The organism is Xanthomonas sp. NCPPB 2632 (genome assembly GCF_041228075.2).
In the GTDB taxonomy this organism is placed as follows: Bacteria; Pseudomonadota; Gammaproteobacteria; order Xanthomonadales; family Rhodanobacteraceae; genus Luteibacter.
In genome coordinates this window covers 4,681,190-4,700,758 of record NZ_CM192979.1, presented here as the reverse complement: position 1 = coordinate 4,700,758, position 19,569 = coordinate 4,681,190, and the positions used below count along the sequence as shown (strand labels likewise).

Here is a 19,569-nt window from a genome sequence, read left to right as displayed (position 1 = left end):
ATTCGCACTTACGATGGCCGCCTTTCCAGCCCCGTCGGACCGTCACCATGGCAGCTCACCCGCGCCGGCTACGCCGCTGGCTGAAGACGCTGCACCTGTGGCTGGGCCTCACGCTGGGCTTGCTGCTGGCGCTGGTGACCCTGTCGGGCAGCGTGCTGCTGTTCGAGCAACCGCTGTTCGCGGCCATGCACCCCACTCTGGTCACGCGTCCCCTGCCGGACCTGGCAACGCAGGGCCACTCGCTGTCGGCGATGCTCGCCACACCCGCGGCGAAGGGCTGGCGGGGGGTGTCGCTTCCCGACCATGACCTTCCCGTATGGCAGGCCCAGGAACGCGGCGGCAGCCGTACCTATTACGACGCCACCACCGGCGCGCTGCTACTGCGGCGCACGCAGGCCGGCGATCCCTTGCTGGTGTTGCTCGACTGGCACACGCACCTGCTGGGCGGTGAGCCAGGCGAAACGGTGCTCGGCGTGGTGGCCTGCACTGGGTTGTTCATGCTGTTTTCGGGCGTCTGGCTTTACTGGCCCGGACGCCAGCGCGCTCTCCGGCACCTCCGGCCACATACCCAGCCGCCGCTGCTGCGCTGGGCGAGCTTCCATCGCGCGGTGGGTGTCGTCGCCCTGCCCTTGCTCATCGTGATGATCGGTACCGGCACGACGATGGCGTACCGGGGCGCCGTGCGTAACGGACTGGCGGCGGCCTTCGCCGAGCCGGCGCGCCCCCGGCCGCCGAAAACCGCGCCGATGCAGGGGCCGGTGGATTGGGCGGCCGTGCTCGTGGCGGCACACGCCGCCGCGCCCGATGCGGCGATCACCCGCCTGATGCTGCCCTCGAAGGACAACGGCACGGTGGTGGCGCGCATCCGCCGCCCCGGCGAATGGAACCCCGCCGGGCGCAGCGCCTTGTGGATCGATGCGCGGACGGCCACGGTGCTCGGCGGCGACGACGCCACGACGCTGGGCACCGGCAGCCGGCTGGCCAACGCCTTGTTCCCCATCCATTCCGCTGCCGTGGGTGGCCTGACGTGGCGTATCGTGGCCTGTATCGGCGGGCTGCTGCCCACCTTCCTGCTGGTTACCGGGGTGCTGTTCTGGCGCCGTCGGCTGAAGCGCCCCGCTGCCATGGGTTGACCGGGCGCACCGGTCCTACCTCGATCAGCCCTGCGCGGCCAGCGTGGCCGCGATACGCGCATCCTTCTCGGCCCACAGCGTGTTGATCCACGACTGGAACTGAGCGCGGAACGCGGCGTCGCCTTCGTAGTCGCCGCGCATGGCGTCGGGAATGGGCAGCCGGCGGATGTGCACGCGCACCTCGCGGATGCGGCCGGCAATCATGTCCATCATCGACGTGGGGCCGTCGGGATAGACGATGGTCACGTCGAGGATCTGGCGGATGGCCTCGCCCATGGCGTCGATGACGAAGGCCACGCCGCCGGCCTTCGGGCGGAGCAGGTGCGTATACGGCGAGCCCTGGGCATCGTGCTTGGTGCGGGTGAAGCGCGTGCCCTCGGTGAAGTTCATGATCGCCACGGGCAGGTGGCGGAACTTCTCGCAGGCACGACGCGTGGCTTCACGATCCTTGCCGCGCAGCTCCGGACGCGCTTCGATCTCCTGTCGCGAGTGACGCTTCATGAAAGGAAAATCCAGCGCCCACCAGGCGGGCCCCAGGAGCGGCACCCAGATCAGCTGGCTCTTGAGGAAAAAACGCATGAACGGAATGCGCCGGTTGAACACCTTCTGCAGCGCGGGGATGTCCACCCAGCTCTGGTGGTTGCACACCACGAGGTAGTTCTCGCGCGGGCTGAGGTCCTGGTCGCCCTCCACCCGCCATTGCGTGCGGGTGAACACGCCGAACATCCAGCCGTTCACGCCCAGCCAGCTTTCCGCGATCCACACCAGCACGCGCGACACCGCATGGCGAAACCCACGCAGCGGCACGATGAGGCGGATCACCGTCAGCAGCAGCAACGGCGTGACGTGCAGCACCGTGTTGACGAGCAGCAGCAGGCAGGCGAGGGGAATGCGCAGGAAGGCGGGAAGCGAGGCGAGCATGAAAGGCCGGCTTGGTGAGGATGCCGCAGTTTACCCCGTGCACGGCCAGGGGTACGTGACCCTGCGCAGCCCGGGGCGGGTTACTTGCCGGCGAGTTTGCGGGTGACGGCGGCGAGGTCCTGGCGAAGCGTGTCGATCCCCTCCCAGGGATCCTTCTTCAACCGGGCCAGGCGCCGGGGTACCGAGCGGATATCGAACGCCGCGCCGGAGCGCACCCTGCCCAGTTCCTCCCAGCGCAGCGGCACGGCTACCGGCGCGCCGGGGTGGGACCGCAGCGAATAGGACGCCACAGCGGTGGCGCCCCGCCCGTTACGCAGGTAGTCCACGTAGATCCTGTCCTTCCGGACGCGCTTGGCAGCGGTGGCGACGAACTCCAACGGATGCGCCTCGGCCAGCGCCTCGGCAAAGCCCCGCGCGAACGCCTTGACCTCCTTCCAGCCCGCGCCGGGACGCAAGGGCACCACCACGTGCAGGCCCTTGCCACCGGTGGTGCGTACGAACGAGGTGAGGCCCAGTTCGTCCAGGAAGCCCCGGGTCATGCGTGCCGCCACCACCACGCGCGACCAGGCCACGCCGTCGCCGGGGTCCAGGTCGAACACCACGCGGTCCGCGCGGTCGGCATCGTCCACGTGCGAGCCCCACGGGTGGAACTCCACCGCACCGAACTGCACCAGTTCGATCACGCCCGCCGCATCGCGCGGGTAGAGGTAATCCGCCGTGGCCCCGGTTTCTTCCTTCAGCCTGGCGACGCCGACGTGGTCCAGGCCCGCCATGACGTGCTTCTGGAAAAAGCACGGCGAATCGATACCGCCCGGGCAGCGAATGGTCGACGTGGGGCGATCGTGGATGCCCGGAAGCAGCCACGCCATCACGGCCTTGTAGTAATCCACGACATCCTGCTTGGTCAGCCCGTCGGCGGGAAACACCTTCCGGTCCGGATGCGTGATGACCACGGTATCGGGGTCGGCGGCCTTCGTTTTTCGGGTGGCTTTCGGCGGGGCACGATCGCTGTCGCGAAGGTCGTCTGGCGACTTGTCCATACGCAGTGTCCTCAAGCTGGGCTGGCGCAGCAGATCCTTGTTGCCGATGCCGCGGTAGTACACCTCGGCCACCACGGTGGGCGGTACCCACAGGGCGCCGCGGAGCATGGGGTCCACCGCATCGATGCGGACCGTCGGTGTCTTCGACCCACCTTTGGCAAGGGTGTCGCCCAGTTCACGCAGCATCGCGTCGGTGAAGCCGGTGCCGACACGGCCCGCGTACGTCCAGCCGCCGTCCGAATCGGGGCGGGCCAGCAGCAGCGAACCGAACGACAGCCGCGATCCCTTGGCCGGTGTGTAGCCGACCACGGCGAATTCGTCGCTTTCCAGCCGCTTGATCTTTTGCCAGTCGTCGCCGCGACCGCCGCGGTAACCACCGTCGACGCGCTTGGCGACGATGCCTTCCAGCTTCTGTGCCATCGCCATGGCGAACACGTCGTCGCCGTGGCCCACGGTATGCGAACTGAGGGTGAGGTGGGCCGGTGCATGGGCGAGCATGCGCGCGAGCAGCGCCTTGCGTTCGATCAGCGGCACGCGGCCGAGGTCGTGGCCCTGCAGGTAGGGCAAGTCGAACACCACGTACACCAGCGGCGCCTGCGCCTCGCCCGACAACGTGCGTTGCAGCGCGTTGAAGTCGCTGCGTCCTTCGCCGTCCAGGGCGATCAGTTCGCCGTCCAGCCGCGCACTGTCCAGGCCCAGCGCATCGATCGCCTGGACGATCTCCGGCACGCGGTCGTTCCACGGCAGGCCGTTGCGCGACCACAGGTGGGTGGCACCGTCGGCCACGGCGGCCACGATGCGGTAGCCGTCCCATTTCACCTCGTGCAGCCATGCATCGCCCTGCGGCGGGGTTTCACGCAAGCGCGCCAGTTGCGGGGGGAAGAAGTCGCCGGATGCGCGGGCCTTGCGCGCGCCGCCCAGCGCGGCCGCCGCCTTGGCGAGGCTTGCGGCGGATACGCGTCGTGTCGTCGGGGTCGCCTTCCGGCGCGCCGTGGAGCGGCTCGCGGCGACACGGGTGGCGGGTGTTTTCGCCGCCCGCCGGGTGCTTTCGCGCATCGTGGCGTCGAGCAGGTCGTCGGCCTCCACCTCGCCGGCATAGGCGTCATCGGCCTTGATCAGGAACCACGCCGGCTGACGCTCCTTCCTGCCGCTGCGGACCAGGTGCCAGCGGCCCTTGAGACGTTCGCCGAACAGTTCGAACTCCAGGTGTCCCTTGGCCAGTTGGGCTTCCGCATCGCCACGTGTGGCCCAGACGCCTTTGTCGAACAGGTCGACATGCCCCTTGCCGTAGCCTTCGTCGATGTCGCCCTCGAAGTCCGCGTACGACACCGGATGATCCTCGACTTCCACGGCCAGGCGTTTGACCTTCGGGTCGTAGCTGGGGCCCTTCGGCACCGCCCAGCTGCGCAGGGCGTCGCCCACCTGCAGACGAAAATCGAAATGCCGGCGCGACGCGTGATGCAGCTGCACCACGAAGATGGCGCGGCCGCCGCGTGCCGAGTCTTCCGGCGCCGGTTCACGGGTGCGCCCGAAGTTCCGCTTGCGCTTGTACTCGTGCAGGCTCATGCCCGGATCATTGGTGAGCCCCGGTGAATGGGCCGTGCAGCGGGCATAGCGCCGACATCCCGATTTCAGAACCGTCGTATGGGGTCGTACGGAACACGGGCGCACAGTCACCTGCGCCCCCTCCCACGCGGTGCCCCCATGCCGACCCGTCCTGCCCGTGCTTTCGCCCTCGCCCCTTTCGCCGCCATCCCCTTTGCCTTCGCCTGCCTCATCGCCTCGCCCGGCGCGTTCGCGGGCTGCCTGTCGCATCCCTCGCAGGGCATCGCGCAGCCGCTGTCCTTCGGCACCGTGTCCGTTCCCGCGGATGCACCCGTGGGCGCGGTGATCGCCGAACGGACCACGGCCGCCTGGAACTCCCCCGCCTTCAAATGCGTGAAGCCCAGGCGCACGGGCAGCCTCGGCCTGTTCAACACGCCCGCCGCGGGGGGCGACAACGTCCACGCCACCAACCTCCCCGGCGTGGGCATCCGCGTCTATTTCTTCAACAGCAGTTACGGGGAGCGTGTACTGCCGGAGCGCGAATTCATTCCCTGGACCTTCAAGGCCCAGCTGACCAACGCGCATTTCCGCGTGCAACTGGTCAAGACAGGGCCCATTCCCGAAGGCGGCAGCCTGCTCTATGGCACGCTGGCCCGCGCCGGCTACGACGACCAGGCGCAGGTCCGGGTCGACCTGGTCCAGGGGCGTGTCGAGCCGCAACGCCCCACCTGCGCCTTCGCCGCCAGGCGACTGGTTTTCGCCCTGGGCAAGGTGGATGCGCGCGATCTCGCCGTGGCCGGCAGCAGCGCGTGGGTCACGCGGTCGCTGGTGGTCACCGGCTGCACGGGTGCCACCCAGATGCTGATGACCTTCCGTGGCACGCCCGATGCGCGGCAGGCGTCGCTGTTCCAGCTCGGCGGGCCCGGTGCGGCCGGCGGCGTGGCGGTGGAGTTGCGCAGTGTCGATCCCGATGTCCAGGCCATCCCCAACAGTCCTGCACCCCTGGTGCTGCCCGCGCAGCGCGAAGGGCAGTCGTTCGGCTTCCGCGCCCGTTACCGCACCACGGGTGCCCCCCTGGTGCCGGGTACCGCCAATGCCCGCATCACGGTCAACGTCGCCTATCGATAACCCTTGCGGGGGCGCGCGGAGCCACGTCCAGAGTTGTCGTCGTGCAACCACCGTCGCTAGGCTGGCCCTTCGATCGCCACGAAGCCCTTGCCATGCGCCGTCCCGCCGCTCCCGCCGTGCACCTGCCTCGCCGCCGTTTCGTGCAGGGGCTGACCGTGGCCGGCATCGGCCTCGGTACCGGCATCGTTCGCCCCCTGTCCGCCACCCACGTGATGGCACCGGTGGCTTCGCTCAGCGGCAGCACGATGGATCTGGACGTGTGCGAGGCGGCGGTGGACTTCACCGGCCGCGCGCGCCGCGCCGTCACCGTCAACGGTGGCGTGCCCGGCCCCACCCTGTACTGGAAAGAAGGCGATACGGTGCAGGTGCGCGTGCACAACCGGCTGGACGTCGTGTCGTCCATCCACTGGCACGGCCTGATCGTCCCGGCCGACCAGGACGGCGTGCCAGGCCTGAGCTTCGACGGCATTCCCGCAGGCGACAGCTTCACCTACCGTTTTCCGCTGAAACAGTCGGGTACCTACTGGTACCACTCGCACAGCCGCTTCCAGGAACAAAGCGGTTTGTACGGGGCCATCGTCATCGCGCCCAGCGCCGGCGAACGCCGTGCGACCGAGCGCGACCACGTGCTGCTGATCAGCGACTGGACCGACGAAAACCCGGAACGGGTCTACGCAAAACTGCGTACGCGTAGTGACGTCTACAACACCGGGCGCCCCACGGTGGGCGACTTCCTGCGGGACGCGCGTGAGAAGGGTTTCGGCGATGCGGTAGCCCTGCGCCGCATGTGGAACCGCATGCGCATGAACATGACCGACCTGGCGGATGTTTCCGGCGCCACCTACACCTATCTCATCAACGGCGCGCCGCCCGCCGCCAACTGGACCGGCCTGTTCACCCCCGGTGAGCGCGTGCGCCTGCGCGTGATCAACGGGTCGTCCAACTCCATCTTCGACCTGCGTATCCCGGGGCTGCGCCTGCGCGTGGTCGCTGCCGACGGGCAAGACGTGGTGCCGGTCGAGGTGGACGAGCTACGCCTCTCGGCGGCAGAGACCTACGATGTCATCGTCACGCCAACGGCCGATCGTGCCTACACCATCATGGCGCAGTCCATCGACCGCTCCGGCTACGCGCGCGCCACGCTGGCGCCGCGCCAGGGCATGGCCGCGCCGGTGCCGCCGCTGGATCCGCGGCCCCGTCTGGCCATGCGCGACATGATGGGCGCCATGGCGGACGACGCCGACCAGGGCGGCGACATGGTCATGGCCGAGCACGCGCGGTCCGAGTACGGCCCCGGTGTGGACATGCGGGTGGACATGCCGCGCACCAACCTCGACGATCCCGGTGTCGGCCTGCGCGAGCGTCCCCATCGCGTGCTGACCTACGCGGACCTGCATACGCTCGGTGGTGCGCTGGATACGCGCGCGCCAGGGCGCAGCATCGAACTGCACCTCACCGGCAACATGGAACGCTACACGTGGTCGTTCGACGGGCTGCCGTACTCCGCGGCAAAGCCGGTGCACTTTCGCGCCGGTGAGCGACTGCGCGTCACGCTGGTCAACGACACGATGATGAACCACCCGATCCACCTGCACGGCATGTGGAGCGAGCTCGAATCGCCCTCGGGCACGTTCCAGGTGCGCAAGCACACCGTCAACGTGCAGCCGGCTCAGCAGGTCACCTACGCCGTCACGGCGGACAATCCGGGGCGCTGGGCTTTCCACTGCCACATGCTCTATCACATGGAGGCGGGCATGTTCCGCGAGGTGGTGGTCTCGTGACGCGGTGGATGGTGGGACCGCTGCTCGCCCTCGCGCCGTGCCTGGTCCAGGCGCAATCGAGCATGGGCGACATGTCGATGGGTTCGATGCAGGGCGGCACCGCGCCGGCCACCGCGCGCAGCGGCGACTGGTCCGACGGGGTAGCGCCGATGTCGGCGCACGGCATGTCGATGATGAACATGGACGACAGCTCGGCGTCCGGGACACTACTGCTGGACCGCCTGGAATCCTTCGCGGGACAAGGCGCGCATGGGCAGTCGTGGGAAGCCCAGGGCTGGTACGGCAACGACCGCGACAAGCTGGCCTTCCGCAGCGAGGGCGATCGCGCCGACGGTTCCACGCGCGGCGACGCCACGCTCGCGTGGAGCCACGCGGTGGCGGCCTTCTGGGATGCCCAACTAGGCGTCCGTCACGATATCGGGGCCGGGTCGGAGCGTAACTGGCTGGCCGCAGGTGTGCAGGGGCTAGCCCCATACTGGTTCGAGATCGAGGCCACCGCCTACGCGGGCCCTGGCGGGCGCACGGCCGCACGCTTCCGCGCGGAATACGAGCTGCTGTTCACCCAGCGGCTGATCCTGCAGCCCGAGATCGAAGTGAACGCGTATGGCAAGGACGACGAGGCTCGCGGTATCCGCGCGGGCGTGTCGGGCGTCGAAGCAGGCCTGCGGCTCCGCTACGAAATCCGCCGCTCGGTGGCGCCTTACGTCGGCATCGCCTGGGAGCATCTGACGGGTGGGACGGCGGATCTGGCCGCCGACCAGGGTCGGCGGGTCACCGATCGACGGTGGGTGGCCGGCATCCGCCTGTGGTTCTGAGCTTGGGTTGCACAGGTGCAGAAGGGCTTCTGACGGGCTGGACGCGCTGTTGACGGGGTAGGTGGTCTGCTGGGCGTCCTGCCTCGTGGAGCACCGCCATGCACCAGCGCGATCCCGACGACGAGCCCACCACCGGCTCGGGCGACCCCCAGCACCGCACGCCCGGCGCACCGGAGGAACCGGTCACTACCGGCTCCGGTGATCCACAACACCGCCCCGAACCGGAGAATCGCCATGGCGACCGGCTGGGCGGGTGATACCGCCGTACAGGACCAGATCGACGCCACGGTGGAGGATGCGGTCAAGCGGGCGCGCAGCCATCTGCCGAAGGGCCCCAGCCTGACGCATTGCGAGGAATGCGAGGCGCCGATTCCCGAGGGCCGGCGCAAGGCCATACCTGGGGTTCGCCTGTGCGTGGTCTGCCAGGAGAAGGCCGATCTCGGCGAGGCCGTGGCCACCGGCTATAACCGGCGCGGCAGCAAGGACAGCCAGTTGCGCTAGCGGCTTGGTGTCGACCTGCCCGGGCGGATCGGTGGATCGCCCGGGTAGGTCGGTATCGCCAGTCTTCCGGCTGACGTCAGTTCGGCAGCGGCAGCGAGATGGCCTTCTGCTTGACCGCGGCGCTCAGGGCCGGGAACGGGTCGATACCGGTCTCGTCCGTGATCGCCTTGACCGACATCACCGTGCACACCGTCGCATCGACGTTGCTGCAGCGCCACACGGCCGCTCCGCCTTCCGCCGGAATATAGACCGCCTTCCAGGTGTAGTTGGGCACGATGACCGCGTCGGCGCCGATGGTGCTGGGCGTCGGGCCGTCGAAGGCCGGGCCGGTCACGACCCAGGCTTCGCCGTCGTTGGTCACCATGGTGCGCAGGCTGGTTTCGATGCGCTCCCACTTGCCCGTGTTCAGCAGGTGGTCCTGCGGCACCATGTTGGCCAGCGAGAAACTCTGGCGCTGTGCGGTGGCGTTGGGCTCGTCACCCGACGGGGTCATGTGGCCGCGGTCGTAGCCGCTGCCCTTGTAGTCGGCCAGTTGCGAGCGGTCTTCCGCGGGAATGGCCGTTTCCGGATGGAAAGCGTCGGTACGCGGGGTGTTCTTGGCATTGGCGATTTGCGTGGCGGTCAGGTGCTCCGCGGACCACAGCGGACCCTTGGTCACGCCGGAGGCGATCAGCGCATAGGCGTCGTTGCACACCACGGTGGTGCGCTCGGCCAGCGAAGTGTCGATCAGGTCCGGGGCCTGCTGGCCCTGGAAGAACTGCGGACAGGCGGTATCGGACGCATGCACCGTGCCGGCGACGGCGAAGATGACGACGGCAACGGCACTCAAAAAGCGGTTTTGCATGATGTTCCCCAAGCGAATGGCAGTTCCCCTGCTCGCGAGCCCGGGTATTGTTGCCACGATCCATGACAGGAGTGGGACACCCGCGGGCGTGAAGTGAGACCTGGGTCGCACTTCGTATTCATGAAATCCACACACCGTTTCCTTTGATTCTTGCTATGAATCCCGCGTTACCTTCCGCCGGACCCTCGGCGGGCAAGGCAGGCCATCCCGGTCGATCGCATCGACGCAGACTACAGGCCCACCCAAGTGGACACGATAGACACACTGAAGATTTCCCGTCGCGGCTTCCTCAAGCTGAGTGCCGCGACGGCCTCCGCCGGCGCCGTGCCGCCGCTGGTCGCCAAGGCCGCGGCTCCTGCCGCGCCGCGTCCCCCGGTGACCGCCACGGTTACCCTGCACGTCAACGGCAAGCCGCAGACGCTTACCCTGGACACGCGCACCACGCTGCTGGATGCCTTGCGCGAGCACATGCACCTCACCGGCACGAAGAAGGGCTGTGATCACGGGCAGTGCGGTGCCTGCACCGTGATCGTCGACGGCCGCCGGATCAACAGCTGCCTCAGCCTGGCGGTGATGCACGAAGGCGCCCGGGTCACCACGATCGAGGGCCTGGGCACGCCGCAGGCCCTGCATCCGATGCAGGCGGCCTTCGTCAGGCACGACGGTTACCAGTGCGGCTATTGCACGCCGGGCCAGATCTGCAGCGCCGTGGCGGTGCTGGACGAGATCCGCGACGACATCCCCAGCCATGTCAGCGGCGACCTGGGCGTACACGCCACGCCCAGCCCGCTGGAAATCCGCGAACGCATGAGCGGCAACATCTGTCGCTGTGGCGCCTATTCAAACATCGTCGAGGCGATCGCCGAGGTAGCCGGGAGCAAGGCATGAAACCCTTTACCTACGAGCGCGCCACCAGCCCGGCCGCCGCCGCGGCCGCCGCGGTGCGCCAGCGCAACAGCCGCTTCATCGCCGGTGGCACCAACCTGCTCGACCTGATGAAGATCGAGGTCGAGCAGCCCGAGCACCTCATCGACGTCAACGGACTGGACCTGGCCGCCATCGCGGCCACGCCGGAGGGCGGCCTGCGCATCGGTGCGCTGGTACGCAACACCGACCTGGCCGCGGACGCCCGCGTGCGTCGCGACTACGCCCTGCTTACCCGCGCGCTGGTGGCCGGCGCCTCCGGCCAGCTGCGCAACAAGGCCACCACCGCGGGCAACCTGCTGCAGCGTACGCGCTGCCCCTATTTCTACGACACCAACCAGGCCTGCAACAAGCGCCTGCCCGGCAGCGGTTGCGCGGCCATCGGCGGCTTCAGCCGTTCGCATGCGGTGATAGGCAGCAGCGCCTCGTGCATCGCCACGCACCCCAGCGACATGGCCGTGGCCATGCGCGCGCTGGATGCGCGCGTCGAGACCGTGCAGCCCAATGGCACCACCCGGCAGATTCCCATCGCGGATTTCCACACGCTGCCCGGCAGCACGCCGCAGGTCGAGACCACGCTGGTGCCCGGCGAGTTGATCACCGCCGTGACCCTGCCCCGGCCGCCCGGCGGCACGCACATCTACCAGAAGGTACGCGACCGCGCGTCTTACGCGTTTGCCTTGGTCTCCGTCGCCGCGGTGGTACAGAAGGACGGTACGGGGCGGGTCGCCGTGGGTGGCGTGGCGCACAAGCCGTGGCGGGTGGAAGCGGCCGAGGCGTCGCTGCCGCAGGGCGCCAAGGCGTTTACGGCGAAGCTGCTGGCCGGCGCCACGCCGACCGAACAGAATGCTTTCAAGATTCCCCTGGTCGAGCGCACGCTCGGCGCGGTACTCGCCGAGGCAAAGGGCTGAGCCATGAAATTCGACACGCCCGCCACTACCAATCCCATCGACCGCATGAAGGTCGTCGGCCAGCCGCACGACCGCATCGACGGCCCGCTGAAAACCACCGGCACCGCGCCGTACGCGTACGAGCAGCACGCTGCCACGCCCGACCATGCCTACGGCTACATCGTCGCGTCGTCCATCGCGCGTGGCCGCATCGCCGGCATCGATACCCAGGCCGCGCGCCGTGCGCCCGGCGTGCTGGCCGTCGTCACCGCCGCGGATGCCGGCAAGCTGGGCAAGGGCAAGTACAACACCGCCCGGCTGCTCGGTGGCCCGGAGATCCAGCATTACCACCAGGCCGTAGCCGTGGTGGTGGCGGAAACCTTCGAGCAGGCGCGGGCGGCCGCGTCGCTGGTGCATGTGGACTACGTGCGTACGCCGGGACAGTTCGACCTGGCGGCCGTCAAGGCCGGCGCGGTGAAGCCCGACGACGCCGACGCGGACAGCGCGCACGGCGACTTCGCGGCGGGGTTTGCCGCGGCGCCAGTGACGCTGGATGCCACCTACACGACGCCGGACCACGCGCACGCCATGATGGAGCCGCACGCGTCCATCGCGAAGTGGGACGGCGACAAGCTCACCCTGTGGACATCCAACCAGATGATCGCCTGGGGCAAGGGCGACGTGGCCACCACGCTGGGCATGCCGAAGGAAAACGTGCGGCTGATATCGCCCTACATCGGTGGCGGTTTCGGCGGCAAGCTGTTCGTGCGCGCCGACGCCCTGCTGGCCGCGCTCGGCGCGCGTGCGGCGAAGCGCGCCGTGGCCGTCACGTTGCCTCGCCCGGTGATGTTCAACAACACCACGCATCGCCCGGCCACCATCCAGCGTATCCGTATCGGCACCGACACCGCCGGGAAAATCCAGGCGATCGCCCACGAAAGCTGGTCCGGTGACCTGCCCGGCGGCGGGCCGGAAACGGCGGTGCAGCAGACCCGCCTGCTCTATGCCGGGGCCAACCGCATGACCGCCACGCGGCTGGCCGTGCTCGACCTGCCCGAGGGCAACGCCATGCGCGCGCCGGGCGAAGCGTCCGGCCTGATGGCGCTGGAGATCGCCATCGACGAGATGGCAGAGAAGCTGCGCATGGACCCGGTGCAGTTCCGCATACTCAACGACACCCAGGTGGATCCGGAACATCCCGAGCGCCCGTTCTCCCAGCGCCAGCTGGTGAAGTGCCTGCGCGACGGCGCCGACCGGTTCGGCTGGGGCAAGCGTGGCACGGCGCCGGGCAGCCTGCGCGACGGCCGCTGGATGGTGGGCATGGGCGTGGCCGCCGCCATCCGCAACAACCTGGTGATGACCTCCGCCGCGCGGGTGCGCCTGGGTGCGGATGGCCACGCCACCGTCGAAACCGACATGACGGACATCGGCACCGGCACCTACACGATCATCGCCGCCACGGCGGCCGAGATGCTCGGGCTGCCGCTGGAGGCAGTGAAGGTGGTGCTCGGCGATTCTTCGCTACCAGTCTCCGCCGGCTCCGGTGGGCAATGGGGCGCTAACAGCTCGACCGCCGGTGTCTACGCTGCCTGCGTAAAACTGCGCGAGGCCATTGCGGGCAAGCTGGGCCTGGATCCGGCCACGGCCGTGTTCGAAGACGGCAAGGTCACCGCCGGTGGCCGCAGCCTGCCGTTGGCGCAGGCTGCACGCGACGGCGAACTGGTGGCCGAAGACAAGATGGAATACGGCAACCTGGCCAAGAAGTACCAGCAGTCCACCTTCGGCGCGCACTTCGTCGAGGTGGGCGTGGACGCCGCCACCGGCGAGATCCGCGTCCGGCGCATGCTGGCGGTGTGTGCCGCCGGCCGCATCCTCAACCCCAAGTCCGCGCGCAGCCAGGTCATCGGCGCCATGACGATGGGTGTCGGTGCGGCCTTGATGGAGGAGCTGGTGGTCGACAAGCGCCTGGGCTTCTTCGTCAATCACGACCTGGCCGGCTACGAGGTACCGGTGCATGCCGATATCCCGCACCAGGAGGTGGTGTTCCTCGACGAAGCCGATCCCATCTCCTCGCCGATGAAAGCCAAGGGCGTCGGCGAGCTGGGCCTGTGTGGCGTGGCGGCGGCCCTCGCCAATGCCGTGCACAACGCCACGGGTGTGCGTGTGCGCGATTACCCCGTCACGCTGGACAAGCTGCTCGATCGCCTGCCGGCGGTTGGCTGAGCCCGCATGGTCCAGTTCGATTGCACGATGTGCGGCCGCTGCTGCCATGGCCTGCGTCTGCCGCTGAGCCTGGCGGAGGCCATGGGCTGGCTGCGCGATGGGCACGACGTGCAGCTGTTCTGCGAGGCGATTCCCTGGCCGTCCGAGCCTCCCGAGGACAACCTGCCCGCGATGCACAAGCGGCGCCGCTCGTTCGAGGCCATGAGCGGCACCCTGCCGGTGCGCGTGATCGCCACGCTGATGGCCTCCTTCGACGGTCCGTGCCCCAACCTGCAACCGGACATGCGCTGCGGCATCTACGACCGGCGCCCCGCCACCTGCCGGATCTATCCGGCCGAGGTGAATCCGTTCATTCGCCTGGACCCGGCGGTGAAGCTCTGTCCGCCCGAGGCGTGGCAGGGCGAGACCACCATCCTTGCGGACGACGGCCGCTGGGCGAATGCGGACCTGGCCGCCACCATCGTCTGCGCGCGCGACGCCGATGCCTACGACGCGGTGCTCAAGCGTCAGCTGTGTGCCGCGCTCGGTTGCGCCACGGCGGCCTTGTCCAACGAAGGCATGGTGATCTTCTCGCCATCGCGTGAAGCGGCCCTGGCGGCCTTGAGCGACACCCTCGGCAGCGATGGCGACGAGCGCCTGGCCACCGACATGTCCTGGCAGCTGGTGAGCAACCGGTCGCAGACCCTGGGCGCTTTGCTGGAATCGGGCTCGTCGTGCGCCACGCCGGCCACGATGGGCGCCGCGGGGCTCAGGTATCTGGGGTATTTCGAGGGGGAGGTGGCGTGAATCGCTCCGGCTCGACGACGACCCGGTTGCGGCCTTCTCGTTTCGCCCTGTAGAGAGCATCGTCCGCGGCGCGACTGAGCCGCTTGGGGTCGTAGCCGATGGTGTCGGTGCAGGCCACACCGATGCTGGTCGAAAGGAGCACGATGGCGCCCTCCGACGTCAGCGGTGACGCGTCGATCGCCAGGCGGATACGTTCCGCGATGGCGCTGCCACGTTCCCGCGTGGTGCCGGGTAGGAAGATGCCGAACTCTTCGCCGCCCAGCCGGCCGAACAGGTCGGTCGAACGTAGCTGGCTCTTGCATACGGTAACGACGTGGCGCAGGGCGGCGTCGCCGACGGTATGCCCATGCGTGTCGTTCACCACCTTGAAATGATCCAGGTCCAGCGCGAGGAAACAACCGTTTACGGACCGCCGCTTCAGGGTATCGAGGCTGCGCTTCAGCTCGGCGATGAAATGCGCACGGATGAAGATGTCCGTGAGTCCGTCGTGGGCCGACAATCGTTTGTACCTGAGTTGCGAGCGCCGCAACCGTACCAATCCCCAGGTCACCCCCAGCACTACGAGCGCCAACAGTCCGATACGCAGCCGCTCGGTTTCCAGCGCCTTGGCATCCACTTCGCGCTGCAGCCGCAGGATGTCGTTTTCCCTGAGCAGGCTGGCAGCCTGCAGGCGTTGCGCGACGACGTGCTGGCGCGCCGCTTCGTAGGCAAGGGTTCGCGCGCTTTCGTCGCGCCGGTAGCCCTGGTCCTGCGCGACATAGTGCTCGTGGTACGCCAGTGCGGCATCGGCATGACCGCTGTCTTTCTCCACCTGGTAGAGCACCTGGTAGGCATCGCGCAGCCATTCGTTCACGTCGCCGGGATGACTCATCGCCACGGCGCGGCTTGCCCACTCGCGTGCCTTCGCCGGCTTGCCCAGCTGCTGGTACGCCTGTGCGCGTTGCTTGGTGACTGCCACGAGCGCCGGGAAATACGTGCTGGCGCGGATGCCTGGCTCGATGCGGTCGAGCAAGGCCATGGCCCTGGCCGGCTCGTGCTCGTCGAGGTAACGGTCCACCAGGATCAGCGACAGGGCGTTGGCGAAGACCGGTTGACCATCGGTCGTGCACTCGTCGATGGCACCGGTCAGTTCGTCACTGTGCGAGGTCAGCTGCCTGAGTCCTTCCAGCGCTGCCACCTTCATGTAGCGCGCGGGGCAGGGCGTTTCCCCGGCGGGTGTGGCCGGCACCATCAGCTGTGCGTATTTCAGGGCCAGGTCGTGTTGCCCCGCGAAGTTCAGGGTCTGCGACAGGTGGGACAACAGCGTGAAGCGGGCCAACGGATCGGTGGTGCCCGGCAACAGGTCGGTGGCCTCGTTCGCCTGCACATAGGCGTCGGTATAGCGGCCCTGCAACACCAGGTTGTCCATCAGCAGCGCGGTGGCCTTGGCGCGGAGGGCCGGGTCGCCCGAGCGTGCGATGACGTCACGGAACACGGCCTCGGACTCGGGGTAGTGCCCTTCGAACATGCGTTCCCACGCATCCATGTAGCGCAGGTGCCAGGACTGCGCCGCGTTCAGGTGCGTACCGTCGCGCCGGAGCTCGTCCAGCATGGCCAGGAAGCGTGGATGATCCTTCGTGCGTATCGCCTCGGCCTGCGTCAGGCGCGCGTCGATGGTATCGACCGCCGGTGTCGCGGCCGATCCCGCCATGAAAAGCGAGCATCCCATCCACGCCAGCGTGGCGAACGCCCGTCGCGGGGTCATGCCATGCCGTGGCGCGCGGGGTGGGGAAAGGGAAGAGGCAACGGCAAGCTGCCGGTGTCACCATCGTGGCCATCGATCACGACGCGATTGCGACCGGCGCGCTTCGCCTGGTAAAGCGCGGCATCCGAGGCACGGCAGAGCTGCGAAAGGTCGTAGCCCACCGTCTCCGTGCAGGCCAGCCCGATGCTGGCGGAAAACGGAACGACGAGGCCATCCTGGACCAGCGGCGAGGACTCGAATGCCGCGCGCAACTGCCCGGCGATCACCGAGCCCTGCAGGCAAGGCGCATCCATGAGGAGGATGCCGAACTCTTCGCCCCCCAGCCGTCCGAAGATATCCGAGCGACGCAGCTGCGCCTGGCAAATCGCTACCGCGTGCTTCAGAACCGCATCGCCGATGGCGTGGCCATGCGTATCGTTGACCTGCTTGAAATGGTCGAGGTCGAACGACACCAGGCACCCCGCGCCGCCGCGCCTCTCCAGGGCATGCAGCGCCTTCGCGGCTTCCGTCATGAAATGCTGGTGGTGGAAGATGCCGGTAAGGCCGTCGCATGCCGACAACCACTTGAAGCGAAGCTGCGACCGCTTGATGCGCACCGTCCAGAACACGATCGACAGCAAGGCCAAGCCGAGCACCACGATATAGAGCCGGCTGGTCTCGACGGCCTTGGCGTCGAGCGCCTGCTGCAGGCGGAGGATGCTGTTCTGCTTGCTTAGGCCTTCGGTTTCGAGCTTTTCGGCAAGGAAGTGCTGGCGGGCGGCTTCGTAGGCGACGTTGCGTACGTTGGCATCGCGAAGGTAACCCTGGTCCTGCACGACGTAGCGCTCGTAATAGCCCAGCGCGGTGTCTGCATGGCCGCGGCTTTTTTCAATGGTGTAAAGAATTTTGTATGCCGACCGTAATGCTTCATCCACATCGCCTGGATGGCTCATGGCGATGACTTCGAGAGCGGCCGCTTTCGCCGCCGTGTCGTCGCCCATCTTCTGATGAATCTCCGCACGCTGTGTTCCCACACTCATAAGGTGGGGGAAATACTGGGTGCTCTGAATCGTGGGCGTGGTCCGATCAACGACCGCCATGGCATCGGTCAATCGTCCCTCCTGTATGAGCCTGTCCGTAAGTATCAACGACGCCGTATTTGCGAAGACAGGCTGCCCAGCAGCCGTGCAAATATCGATCGTCTTTCGAAGTTCCGGGCTTCCTGAGTTAAGGGATCGGCTTGCCTCAAGCGCTGAGATGCGCTCTACCAGGGCCTGACACTGTGATTCGCCGGGAGGAGTGGCGGCGATCATCATGTTGGCGTATTCGAGGCCCAACTCCGGCTGCCCGGCAAACGTCAGCATCTCGGAAAGGTTGGCGAGAAGAACGAATCGAGCGACGGGATCGGTGATGCTGGGTAAGGTTTCAGCTGATCGAGTCGCGAGGGCGTAACTTTCCGCGTATTTGCCTTGCTGGCTCAGGTTGTTCATGAGTAGCGCAGCGGCACGGGTTTGCAGCGTATCGTCGTCGGCGTGGTCGAGGACGTCCCTTAGCACTACTTCAGCTTCGGGATACCGCCCTGCGAAATTTATGTCCCATCCATCCAGGAATCGGAGATACCAACGCTCACGAGGCGTCAGCGTGTCGACCTGGCGATGTAGCTGTGCCAGCGACTCGACAAATCGTGGATGGTCCGACGTACGTATGGCGTCGACCTGCTCGAGCTTTCCCTTACCCACGGCGGGCGCCGCCGAAATAGCTGATGCCGCCCACCAGAAGGCGATCAGGCTTGCCAGTGCAAACCTATTGCTGCGGAAAAAGAGGGCGAGAGCCACGGGTTTTGTCAGGGCGACGAAGTGTCTTTATTACTCTCGTCGGGGTTTTTGCCGTCCTTGTCTTTCTTTTCCTTGTCGTCATCGGGGTGATGGTGGTGGTCATGGTCATGATCACGGTCACCTTCATGTCCGCCGGTCTGGCTGTGGTGTTCCACATGCATCTGCACGAGACCGAGCTCCTTCGTAAGCGCTGTACTGTCGCCGGTGGCCACAAGTTTGCGAAGCCCTTCGGATGCGCCTGCGGCTTCGAGGGCCTTGGCCAGTTCCTCGGGCGAGGCGTGGCGCAAATCAGAATTCCGGCCGATGGCTTCCAGAAGATCGACGGTGTCATGCATGTGAATTCCCCTGTTTTCGTTAATGTGGAACCGGCCTGCATGGTGATTTCGTCATCACATGCGATGTACGTGGCGTGTAGCGGCAAATGCCATGATTTCTTTAGCCATCAGGCCGACACGGTCTGGTCGGAATCCGCACTATGAAGTGCATCGAGTAAGTCGAGTCGGGCACGCATAGCGGCATTGGGCTTGAGCGCGGTTGCAGGAGGCAGGATCAAGGTTTCCTGCCCCGTAAACTCGGCGCTAGCAAAATCCCGAAGTGCCACACGCTGGATTCGCGCCTGCTCGATGGGGAGCGTGGCTGCCCGGTAAACAATGACTTCATGGTCGGCCGGATAGTCGTGAAGCAGGCGCTCGGTGAGAAGTTCCCTGTAATCATCAGGAGTGCGGAAGCGGCCGAGGGAGCGATCACCAACGACGCATATCTGCCACAGGATCACATGACTCATCGTATCCAGGTTCCGCTCGAAGAACAGCAGCTGGCTGGCCTCGAGGTGCTGGCAGCCCACGCGGCCCGGGTCGATGCCGAGGTCGGCGTAAAGGCAATCCTCCGCGGAAATACCTGCTTCCATGTGCGCCTGGTAGCCCTCGGCACGCGCGACTTCGATCACCTTGTGCGGCGACCAGGCAAAGATGCCTGGGTGACCGTAGAACACCGCGCAAACGCGTTTATCCGCGCGTACTTCCACCATCATGAGGTCGACCCACTCGCGATAGGTCTTCATGCGTGACTTGCCGGGCTTGTAGTACGGCTGGAGGCTGCGAACGTCCGGATTGAGTCGCTGTAGCCAGAGCTCGACCACGTGATCCGACAGCGCCGCGAACACCACGTCGGCCTGCTCGATATGGCTTCTGGACAGTGGAGTCAGATGGGAGCCGAGCGTGATACCCATGCCCACGCACGCGATGCTGCCGCGGGGCTTGCGTTTTACGGATTCAGCGTCTGTATTCATGGCGTGATAGTAGGCGAAATGTCGTCATTCGGTGTAACGGGTCAGGCTGAAGGGATAAGGCGTTGGCCGGGCCGGGGCGATGGTGGCAAAGCGATGCGAGGCGACTTTTCCGGAAAGTCCTTGTGTCGCAATATCTTGCGATTTGGATGCTGCGCTAATTCGCCACCCCCAAATCGTCAATTACCCCCAACG

The 19,569-nt window shown here is 67.1% G+C and carries 17 protein-coding genes; 10 read left to right on the top strand and 7 right to left on the bottom strand.

What is annotated here, in order from left to right:
- The first annotated feature begins 47 nt into the window (after positions 1 to 47).
- The gene (locus AB8808_RS20195) at positions 48 to 1,133 is read left to right on the top strand and encodes a PepSY-associated TM helix domain-containing protein (protein WP_369925418.1); all 1,086 of its coding nucleotides are present in this window, start codon (positions 48 to 50) and stop codon (positions 1,131 to 1,133) included.
- Positions 1,134 to 1,157: 24 nt separating this feature from the next.
- Here AB8808_RS20195 and yihG read toward each other — a convergent pair whose 3' ends face one another.
- Both yihG and ligD read right to left on the bottom strand, forming a co-directional pair.
- Positions 1,158 to 2,054, bottom strand: a complete 897-nt coding sequence (gene yihG / locus AB8808_RS20190) for a 1-acylglycerol-3-phosphate O-acyltransferase, YihG family (RefSeq protein ID WP_369925416.1) — start codon at positions 2,052 to 2,054, stop codon at positions 1,158 to 1,160.
- Between the two features lie 80 nt (positions 2,055 to 2,134).
- Positions 2,135 to 4,660, bottom strand: a complete 2,526-nt coding sequence (ligD, locus tag AB8808_RS20185) for a DNA ligase D (protein WP_369925414.1) — start codon at positions 4,658 to 4,660, stop codon at positions 2,135 to 2,137.
- Positions 4,661 to 4,798: 138 nt separating this feature from the next.
- On the opposite strand from ligD, the gene AB8808_RS20180 reads away from it, so the two are divergent.
- The 5 genes from AB8808_RS20180 to AB8808_RS20160 all read left to right on the top strand — a co-directional run bounded on the left by AB8808_RS20180 (position 4,799) and on the right by AB8808_RS20160 (position 8,864).
- Positions 4,799 to 5,767 (top strand): fimbrial protein, encoded by a 969-nt coding sequence (locus AB8808_RS20180; RefSeq protein ID WP_369925412.1) that lies wholly within the window; start codon positions 4,799 to 4,801, stop codon positions 5,765 to 5,767.
- A gap of 92 nt (positions 5,768 to 5,859) precedes the next feature.
- On the top strand, positions 5,860 to 7,548 hold the full coding sequence (locus AB8808_RS20175) for a copper resistance system multicopper oxidase (protein WP_369925410.1): 1,689 nt from the start codon (positions 5,860 to 5,862) through the stop codon (positions 7,546 to 7,548).
- Positions 7,545 to 8,363, top strand: a complete 819-nt coding sequence (locus AB8808_RS20170; RefSeq protein ID WP_369925408.1) for a copper resistance protein B — start codon at positions 7,545 to 7,547, stop codon at positions 8,361 to 8,363. The genes AB8808_RS20175 and AB8808_RS20170 overlap by 4 nt, the downstream gene beginning before the upstream one ends.
- A 98-nt stretch (positions 8,364 to 8,461) precedes the next feature.
- Entirely contained in the window at positions 8,462 to 8,620 is a 159-nt protein-coding gene (locus tag AB8808_RS20165; RefSeq protein ID WP_354516805.1) for a hypothetical protein, read from the top strand.
- Positions 8,598 to 8,864, top strand: coding sequence for a DksA/TraR family C4-type zinc finger protein (locus tag AB8808_RS20160; RefSeq protein WP_369925405.1), 267 nt, complete (start codon positions 8,598 to 8,600; stop codon positions 8,862 to 8,864). The genes AB8808_RS20165 and AB8808_RS20160 overlap by 23 nt, the downstream gene beginning before the upstream one ends.
- Before the next feature lie 76 nt (positions 8,865 to 8,940).
- On the opposite strand, the gene AB8808_RS20155 is transcribed toward AB8808_RS20160, so the two are convergent.
- Positions 8,941 to 9,708, bottom strand: coding sequence for a DNA/RNA non-specific endonuclease (locus tag AB8808_RS20155; RefSeq protein ID WP_036138948.1), 768 nt, complete (start codon positions 9,706 to 9,708; stop codon positions 8,941 to 8,943).
- 255 nt (positions 9,709 to 9,963) lie between these two features.
- Between AB8808_RS20155 and paoA the strand changes: the two genes are divergently transcribed.
- Genes paoA through AB8808_RS20135 form a run of 4 tightly spaced genes read left to right on the top strand, consistent with a single transcriptional unit; the run spans position 9,964 to position 14,531 of the window.
- Positions 9,964 to 10,596, top strand: coding sequence for an aldehyde dehydrogenase iron-sulfur subunit PaoA (gene paoA, locus AB8808_RS20150; protein ID WP_285403487.1), 633 nt, complete (start codon positions 9,964 to 9,966; stop codon positions 10,594 to 10,596).
- Positions 10,593 to 11,543, top strand: coding sequence for an FAD binding domain-containing protein (locus AB8808_RS20145; RefSeq protein WP_354516801.1), 951 nt, complete (start codon positions 10,593 to 10,595; stop codon positions 11,541 to 11,543). The genes paoA and AB8808_RS20145 overlap by 4 nt, the downstream gene beginning before the upstream one ends.
- Before the next feature lie 3 nt (positions 11,544 to 11,546).
- Complete coding sequence (gene paoC, locus AB8808_RS20140; protein WP_369925402.1) at positions 11,547 to 13,745, top strand: aldehyde oxidoreductase molybdenum-binding subunit PaoC; 2,199 nt, start codon at positions 11,547 to 11,549, stop codon at positions 13,743 to 13,745.
- 6 nt (positions 13,746 to 13,751) lie between these two features.
- On the top strand, positions 13,752 to 14,531 hold the full coding sequence (locus AB8808_RS20135) for a YkgJ family cysteine cluster protein (protein WP_369925400.1): 780 nt from the start codon (positions 13,752 to 13,754) through the stop codon (positions 14,529 to 14,531).
- Here the strand turns inward: AB8808_RS20135 and AB8808_RS20130 are convergent.
- The 4 genes from AB8808_RS20130 to AB8808_RS20115 all read right to left on the bottom strand — a co-directional run bounded on the left by AB8808_RS20130 (position 14,494) and on the right by AB8808_RS20115 (position 19,377).
- A complete protein-coding gene (locus tag AB8808_RS20130) occupies positions 14,494 to 16,275 on the bottom strand; it encodes a tetratricopeptide repeat-containing diguanylate cyclase (RefSeq protein ID WP_369925398.1) in 1,782 nt (593 codons plus the stop codon). The genes AB8808_RS20135 and AB8808_RS20130 overlap by 38 nt on opposite strands.
- On the bottom strand, positions 16,272 to 18,089 hold the full coding sequence (locus AB8808_RS20125; RefSeq protein ID WP_369925396.1) for a diguanylate cyclase: 1,818 nt from the start codon (positions 18,087 to 18,089) through the stop codon (positions 16,272 to 16,274). The genes AB8808_RS20130 and AB8808_RS20125 overlap by 4 nt, the downstream gene beginning before the upstream one ends.
- 8 nt (positions 18,090 to 18,097) lie before the next feature.
- Complete coding sequence (locus AB8808_RS20120; RefSeq protein WP_369925395.1) at positions 18,098 to 18,424, bottom strand: hypothetical protein; 327 nt, start codon at positions 18,422 to 18,424, stop codon at positions 18,098 to 18,100.
- A gap of 107 nt (positions 18,425 to 18,531) precedes the next feature.
- Positions 18,532 to 19,377 carry an SAM-dependent methyltransferase gene (locus AB8808_RS20115; RefSeq protein WP_369925393.1) on the bottom strand — a complete coding sequence of 282 codons (846 nt, stop codon included), beginning with the start codon at positions 19,375 to 19,377 and terminating at the stop codon, positions 18,532 to 18,534.
- Positions 19,378 to 19,569 lie beyond the last annotated feature (192 nt).

Bases quoted from the DNA above. Each gene is read 5' to 3' on its own strand.
- AB8808_RS20155 (WP_036138948.1), bottom strand. From the start codon at position 9,708: ATGCAAAACCGCTTTTTGAGTGCCGTTGCCGTCGTCATCTTCGCCGTC.
- AB8808_RS20180 (WP_369925412.1), top strand. From the start codon at position 4,799: ATGCCGACCCGTCCTGCCCGTGCTTTCGCCCTCGCCCCTTTCGCCGCC.
- AB8808_RS20165 (WP_354516805.1), top strand. From the start codon at position 8,462: ATGCACCAGCGCGATCCCGACGACGAGCCCACCACCGGCTCGGGCGAC.
- AB8808_RS20145 (WP_354516801.1), top strand. From the start codon at position 10,593: ATGAAACCCTTTACCTACGAGCGCGCCACCAGCCCGGCCGCCGCCGCG.
- AB8808_RS20120 (WP_369925395.1), bottom strand. From the start codon at position 18,424: ATGCATGACACCGTCGATCTTCTGGAAGCCATCGGCCGGAATTCTGAT.
- AB8808_RS20135 (WP_369925400.1), top strand. From the start codon at position 13,752: ATGGTCCAGTTCGATTGCACGATGTGCGGCCGCTGCTGCCATGGCCTG.
- ligD (WP_369925414.1), bottom strand. From the start codon at position 4,660: ATGAGCCTGCACGAGTACAAGCGCAAGCGGAACTTCGGGCGCACCCGT.
- AB8808_RS20160 (WP_369925405.1), top strand. From the start codon at position 8,598: ATGGCGACCGGCTGGGCGGGTGATACCGCCGTACAGGACCAGATCGAC.
- paoC (WP_369925402.1), top strand. From the start codon at position 11,547: ATGAAATTCGACACGCCCGCCACTACCAATCCCATCGACCGCATGAAG.
- yihG (WP_369925416.1), bottom strand. From the start codon at position 2,054: ATGCTCGCCTCGCTTCCCGCCTTCCTGCGCATTCCCCTCGCCTGCCTG.
- AB8808_RS20175 (WP_369925410.1), top strand. From the start codon at position 5,860: ATGCGCCGTCCCGCCGCTCCCGCCGTGCACCTGCCTCGCCGCCGTTTC.
- AB8808_RS20195 (WP_369925418.1), top strand. From the start codon at position 48: ATGGCAGCTCACCCGCGCCGGCTACGCCGCTGGCTGAAGACGCTGCAC.
- AB8808_RS20115 (WP_369925393.1), bottom strand. From the start codon at position 19,377: ATGAATACAGACGCTGAATCCGTAAAACGCAAGCCCCGCGGCAGCATC.
- AB8808_RS20130 (WP_369925398.1), bottom strand. From the start codon at position 16,275: ATGACCCCGCGACGGGCGTTCGCCACGCTGGCGTGGATGGGATGCTCG.